Source organism: Pararhodobacter sp. (genome assembly GCF_034676075.1).
In the GTDB taxonomy this organism is placed as follows: Bacteria; Pseudomonadota; Alphaproteobacteria; order Rhodobacterales; family Rhodobacteraceae; genus Pararhodobacter.
On the sequence record NZ_JAUCCQ010000170.1, the window covers coordinates 1 to 6,405 of the forward strand.

The following is a 6,405-nucleotide window of genomic DNA, read 5'->3' on the forward strand; positions in this document are numbered from 1 at the left end:
CCTCCGCGCGACGGCCCAACCAGCCCCCGGCTATGGGCCTCCGCGCGGCAGCGCCAGCCGGGCAAGGAGCCCGCCATAGCCCGGGGTCGTGCTCTCGCCCAGTTCCAGCCGTCCGCCGTGGCTGCGCATCGCATCGGCGACGATCGCCAGCCCCAGCCCGGCCCCGCTCCCGCGGGAGGCGCCGCGGGCCAGATCCAGCCGGACGAAGGGCCGCATCGCCGGTTCCCGGTTCTCGGGCGCGATCCCCTGGCCGTCATCGGCCACGCAGACCGTGACAGTGTCGGGCCCCTCCTCGATCCAGAGCCGGGCCTTCTCGCCATAGCGCAGCGCATTGCCGATCAGGTTGTCGATCGCGCGTGCCATCATCTGCGGCCTGAGCCTCAGCACAGGCCCCGCCCCTTCGCCCACGAACACCACCGGCCGACCGCCTCGCGCGGCCTCCGCCGCCCGCCGGGCCACCAGCGCGCCGAGGTCGGTCTCGACCTCGGTCTCCACCGCCTCGGTCCGGGCGAATTCCAGGAAGCGGTCGATCAGCGCCTCCATTTCGGCCACATCGGCCAGCAGCGCCTTGGCCTCGGGCTCGTCCTCCAGCATCGACAGCGCCAGCCGCATCCGGGTCAGCGGCGTGCGCAGGTCGTGGCTCACCCCCGACAGCATCAGCGTCCGCTGTTCGATATGCCGTTCGATCCGCGCCCGCATCTCCAGAAAGGCCTTGCCCGCGGCCCTGACCTCGGTCGCCCCGGCGACCCGATAGGGCAGCGTCTGGCCATGGCCGAAGGCCTCGGCCACATGGGCGAGGCGCAGCATCGGCCGCATCTGGTTCTTCAGATAGATGAACGAGATCATGCCCATGACCACGCCGATCACCAGCGTCAGGACCAGCATCTGATGCGGGTTGCGGGCCGAGATCCGGCTCAGCTGGAACGCCAGTTCCAGATGGCCGTGCCGCCCGGCCAGCCAGAGCGTCACCCCGCCGTCATAGAGCGCGACCGAATCCATCTCGGGCAGGCCGCGGGCCAGTTCCCGCACCGCCAGCCGGCCCGAGAGGTCGTAGAACGGCAGATCCTCGGCCCGGGCGCTGGGCGGGGCCTCGGGCACGATCGCCGCCTCCAGCTCGAAGGCCCGCGCCAGCCGCTCCACCGCCTGTTCGGCGGCCGCCGCATCGGGCGCAGCATCGGCCGCGGCCAGCAGATGATGCGCGACCAGCACGAAATTCCCGGTCATCTGCCGGGTCACCCCGTCGTAATGGCGCTGGATGAAGGCCAGGGACACAACCAGCAGGATTGTCGTCACCGGCACGAAAACGATCAGCGCGGCCCGCCAATAGAGGCCGCGCGGAAAAATCGGTTTGAGCAGACGGCCGAGCATGGCGATACTCTAGGCCCGGCCGCGGCCCTTGGCCAGCGCCCGCCGTTCCCATCCCTGCGAGGCCCCTCTTGTCCGATCCCGATTTCGCCCCCCTGCCCGGCCAGGCCGTGATCCTGGAACCCGGCCTGCGCCTGGTGCTGGCGCCCAATGCCTCGCCGATGACCGAGCGCGGGACCAACACCTATCTGCTGGGCGAGGGCGCGGTCAGTGTAATCGACCCCGGCCCCGCCGATCCCGGCCATCTGCGCGCCATTCTGGCCGCCCTCGCCCCCGGCGAGCGAATCGCGCAGATCCTGGTGACGCATGCCCACAAGGATCATTCGCCCCTCGCCCGCCCGCTGGCCGAAGCCACCGGCGCGCCGGTGATCGGTTTCGGCGGGGCCGAGGCCGGACGCTCGGCCCGGATGGCGGCGCTGGCGGGCGAGGTCGGCGGCGGCGAAGGCGTCGACGAAGGGTTCGCCCCCGACATCCTCCTGCCCGACGGCGCGCGGATCGAGGCGGGCGGCCGCCCCCTCGACGCGCTGCACACGCCGGGCCATTTCGGCAATCACCTCTGCTTCCGTTGGGGCGAGGCGCTGTTTTCCGGCGACCATGTCATGGGCTGGGCGCCGAGCCTGGTCTCGCCGCCGGACGGGGACCTCACCGATTTCATGCTCAGCCTCGATCGGGTCGAAGCCCTGGGGCCCCTGCGCTACTACCCCGGCCATGGCGCGCCGGTGGCCGAGGGCCCGGCCCGCGTCCAGGCCCTGCGCACCCATCGGCTGGGGCGCGAGCAGGCGATCCGCGCGGCGGTCGGCGCCGGAGCCGCGACCCTCACGGCGATCACCGGCGCGGTCTATCACGACGTGGCGCCCGCCCTCCTGCCCGCCGCGGCGCGCAACGTGCTGGCGCATCTCATCGACCTCGACGCCCGCGGATTGCTGCGCTTCGACGGCCTTCCCGGCCCGGAAACCCCTGTTTTCATGGCGTAAATACCGGTTTCCCGGGGGGCGTCGATTTTCGTCGAAAAAAACGCACCGAGCCTCTGGACGCCGCTCTGGGGCCTTGCTATACGGCCCCCATGTTCCGGCGTAGCTCAGCGGTAGAGCAGTTGACTGTTAATCAATTGGTCGTAGGTTCGATCCCTACCGCCGGAGCCAAAATCCTCTGATCCTTCAGATGGTTATGAGCAGGCCCCCGCAAGGGGGCCTTGTTCATTTCGTTCGGGGTAACAGCTGGGGTAACGCCGAAAAGCGGCGTATTTCGCCCTAGATAGGCTTTGTTGCAGAACGGCGTTCTGAGGCGTGAGAGCCCCTTTCCCGGACAGGTTTAGGCCACGCGGACGAATTCGGCTGTGCCGAGGGCGTTGGAGCGGTTCAAGAGGGCGACGCGGATGTGGATTTCGGCGGTCTCGCAGCTGGGGTCTCTCGCGGCGATGCGCTCGGCGAAGGCCTTCAGGGATCGCATCCTGGCTTCGTCTTCGGGGATCTGATCCGGCTGGACGGGGCTGCCGCCTTTACTGCTGGGGGTGAACTCGACCGCGCGGATGTCGGGGGCGGTGGCATCCAGGGCGAGATGGACCTTGCGTCATTGACGACGGCCTTGCGCACTGTGCTTGCGGGCCTGCCATATACCGTCGCCGAGGACCTTGATGCGGGTGGACAGGTCAAGCGGCCCGCCGACACGGCGATAGGCGATCTGGACCTTCAGGTCTCCGGCCTGCGGCTCAGGGTCGAGTCGTCCGGAACCGACCAGTCCAGCCCGGTCAGCCGCGGGAGGCTGGCGATCATCCTGCAGTTTGCCTGAGCGGCAGCTAGAACAGCACCTTGATCGACGGGCAGAACTGCATCGACCAATCCGAGAAGAATGGCGGGTACCGGGGCGGCCCTCGTGCCGCGCGTGCCACGCCATCTCCTTGTCCAGCCAGATCTGCAGCGTTGTCGGAGTACCGCTCGTCCTGCGGTAGCGGACGGCCTGGGCTTGCACATGCCGCCCGTCTAACCGCATGGATTCGTGGCGTGAATCCTTCACCGCGAGAGTTTTGCAACAACGCTTCTTAGCAGTCAGCCGGGGATTTCGATCCAGCCCGGCGCCCGCGACGTACCTTTGCCAAGGCCGTAGCCGAAGCGGATGTTCAGCATGGCAAGCGGCTCCAGCAACCGGGCGGCGCCCAGATCGCCGGTCCGTTCGGGGGTGAAGCCGGCCTGTTCGACCAGCGCGGCCACGGCATCGACAACCGCGTCGTCATCGCCCGCCAGGAACACCGGAACGCTGGCGGTCGCTGCGCGCTCGGCCCCGAACAGCCCTGCGAAGATGGTATTGAAGCCCTTGACGACCTTGGCCCCCGCGGCGCGCTTCTGGATCTCTTCGGCGGCCGAGGTGGTGTGGCCCAGTTGCAGACCGGAGAAGTCGGGCAACACCGGGTTGGTGATATCGACCACGATTTTGCCCGCAAGGCCCGGCAGGGCCGCGACGTCCAGGGCGGCCTCATAGCCAAGCGCCAGAATGACGATATCGGCCCCGGCAATCGCCGCATCGACGCTGACACCCCGTGCGCCCTTGAGGTCGGCCGCAAGCGTCACCGCGGCGTCCGGATTGCGGCTTGCGAGCAGCAGGTCCGTCTGCCCCGACAGGCGCTGCGCCAGCCCCTTGCCCATGTTTCCCAGACCGATGATTGCCGTTGTCATGAGGGTATTCCTTCTAAGTGGCCCTTGTTCAGCCCGGAAGATAGCCCTGCGCCAGAATTGCGTGTAGAGATCGAATTCTACGTACTGAATTGCATGAATGTATCGAATGAGCGAGATTCCGGAACTGGAGACCTTCGTGGCGGTGGCTGGCGCCGGCAGCTTTGCCGAGGCCGCGCGGCGGCTTGGCGTCTCACCCGCGATGGTCGGCAGGCGCGTGCAGTCGCTGGAAGATCGCTATGGCGTCCGCCTCGTCGAGCGCACCACCCGCACGCTGCGCCTTACACCGCGCGGGCAGGAGTTTCTGGAGCAGGCGACGCAGGTTCTGGACGGGCTCGAAGCGCTGTCGGGGATCGGCGATGCGAAGGGCGGGTTGAAGGGGCGGGTCAGGATCTCGGGGCCGACCACGCTGGGCACGAAGAAGCTGACGACGATCCTGGCCGGTCTGATCGAGACCTCCCCGCAGCTGACCGTCGAGCTTTCGCTCAACGATCGCCGGGTCGACCTGATCGCCGAAGGCTACGATCTGGCGATCCGCGTGGGCAATCTGAAGCCCAGCGGGCTGATCGCACGGCGGATCGGCACCTACCGCTTTGTCTGCTGCGCCTCGCCCGCGTTTCTGGTCCGCCACGGAAGCCCCGACAAGCCCGGCGACCTCGCAACCCTGCCCTGCATCCTGAACCTGAACCTGACCACCCGCGATCAATGGCGCTTCCTGACACCGGCGGGGGCGCCGGTGCTGGTGGATGTGAAAGGCGCGCTGGAACTCGACTATGACGAGGCGCAGCGCGTGGCGGCATTGGCGGGTGCCGGCATCGTGTACGTTCCCCTGCACCTTGTCGAAGAGGATCTGGCGCGCGGAACGCTGGTCGAGGTGCTGGAGGAATGGGGCAAGCCAGAGCTGCCCATTCACGCCGTCCTTCCATCGCGCCGCTTCATTCCGCAAAGGGTGTCTGCCGTCATAAACGCGATCATCGAGGGATTGCGGGAAACCCCGGCCTCGTGATCCACGCGCGGGCTGAGGCCTTCCCGCAGCCGCGCCCTGCGGCGCCAAAGCCCCCCACTAAAGCTGAGTCCAGCCGGGCTTCCCCCCTTGACCGCCGCGGCACCTGCGCGAGTGGCACGTCACACACCCGGCTGCGCTTGCCCTTGCACGCTTTCCGCTCCGTGGAAGGGTTGGCAGAAGCAGATGTCGGGCCGGTCGCGACCGACGTGTAGCCGAGAATGCCGTCAGCCCGCCCGTGCCGGAGCGCTTCCGCCTCGACGAGAGGCCGCGATCCCGGCCCACCCGCACTACGGCTTCGGTCCTCGGCTCAGGGCTTCCGGCCCGCGAGGCGTGGTGCGGGTGGATCGGACGCCTTCCGGCGACCGGCCCACCACGCTTCCCCCCCCGACAAACCCGGTGCCCTGCCCCCGCTAGCCGCCCAGCCCCTTCGCATCCAGCGCGAAGAGCGTCGGCTGCGGCTCGCTGCGCAGGATCCCCTTGCGGATCTTCTGCGACGGGGTGCGGGGGAAATCCTCGACGAAGGCGTAATAGCGCGGGCATTTGAAAGCCGCGAGGCGGGCCCGGAAATGGGCGTCGAGCGCCTCGACCAGAGCGCGGTCGGCCTGACAGCCCTCGGCCAGGCGGATGAAGATCTTGACCTCCTCGCCGCGCTCGGCATCGGGCTCGGGCACCACGGCGCATTCGGCGATGCAGGCAGCATCGCGCCCGACCGTCTCGACCTCGAGGGCGGAGATGTTCTCGTTGCTGCGCCGGACGATATCCTTGATGCGGCCGATGAAGCGGATGAAGCCATCCTCGCCGCGCAACACGCTGTCCCCGGTCCGCGCCCAAGGGCCGCGGAAGACCTCGGCTGTGGCCTCGGGACGGCCGTAGTAGCCCTTGAACATCGAGGGGCCGGCAACCCATAGCTCGCCCGCCACGCCCGGCGGGCATTCGTTGCCCTCGGGATCGCGGATCGTCACCGCCCGGCCCAGCATCTCGACCCCGAGCCGACCCGAGGCGAAGAATGCCGGATCGTCGGGATCGCCCGCCAGCACCGCGCCGACCTCGGTCATGCCGTAGAGCTCGAAGGACTTCACGCCCGGGAAGCGCCGCGCGAATTCGCGGTGCACCGAAGGGGGCGAGGCGCTGAGCGAGACCTCCATCAGCGGCGTGTCGGCCTCTTCCGGGCTTTCCGGCTGGGTCAGCGCGATCGAGGGGAAGAAGGTGAAATGGATGCCCAGATCGCGGATCCAGCCCAGCAGCTTGCTGGTGCTGGGTCGCCGTCCCAGATAGAAGGTGCCGCCGCGCTCCATGATGGTCAGCAACAGGTTGCGGCCATTCATGTAGTTGAACGAATGCGGCGACAGGATCGTGCGGATCGGGCTG

The 6,405-nt window shown here is 68.5% G+C and carries 5 protein-coding genes, 1 tRNA gene and 1 pseudogene; 3 read left to right on the forward strand and 4 right to left on the reverse strand.

Annotated features, from left to right (window positions below):
* Nucleotides 1-30 precede the first annotated feature (30 nt).
* Nucleotides 31-1,368, reverse strand: coding sequence for an ATP-binding protein (locus VDQ18_RS22215; protein ID WP_323023048.1), 1,338 nt, complete (start codon nt 1,366-1,368; stop codon nt 31-33).
* Between the two features lie 68 nt (nt 1,369-1,436).
* On the opposite strand from VDQ18_RS22215, the gene VDQ18_RS22220 reads away from it, so the two are divergent.
* Both VDQ18_RS22220 and VDQ18_RS22225 read left to right on the forward strand, forming a co-directional pair.
* Entirely contained in the window at nt 1,437-2,339 is a 903-nt protein-coding gene (locus tag VDQ18_RS22220; RefSeq protein WP_323023049.1) for an MBL fold metallo-hydrolase, read from the forward strand.
* Between the two features lie 93 nt (nt 2,340-2,432).
* A tRNA-Asn gene (locus VDQ18_RS22225) sits at nt 2,433-2,507 on the forward strand.
* 169 nt (nt 2,508-2,676) lie between these two features.
* Here VDQ18_RS22225 and VDQ18_RS22230 read toward each other — a convergent pair.
* A pseudogene (locus VDQ18_RS22230) lies at nt 2,677-3,335 on the reverse strand (transposase).
* Between the two features lie 75 nt (nt 3,336-3,410).
* Nucleotides 3,411-4,034: an NADPH-dependent F420 reductase gene (locus tag VDQ18_RS22235; RefSeq protein ID WP_323023050.1), complete on the reverse strand. Its 624-nt coding sequence runs from the start codon at nt 4,032-4,034 to the stop codon at nt 3,411-3,413.
* Between the two features lie 106 nt (nt 4,035-4,140).
* Between VDQ18_RS22235 and VDQ18_RS22240 the strand changes: the two genes are divergently transcribed.
* The gene (locus VDQ18_RS22240; RefSeq protein WP_323023051.1) at nt 4,141-5,037 is read left to right on the forward strand and encodes a LysR family transcriptional regulator; all 897 of its coding nucleotides are present in this window, start codon (nt 4,141-4,143) and stop codon (nt 5,035-5,037) included.
* Nucleotides 5,038-5,447: 410 nt separating this feature from the next.
* Here VDQ18_RS22240 and VDQ18_RS22245 read toward each other — a convergent pair.
* The coding region (locus VDQ18_RS22245) for a class I adenylate-forming enzyme family protein (RefSeq protein ID WP_323023052.1) at nt 5,448-6,405 on the reverse strand (958 nt) is incomplete at its 5' end.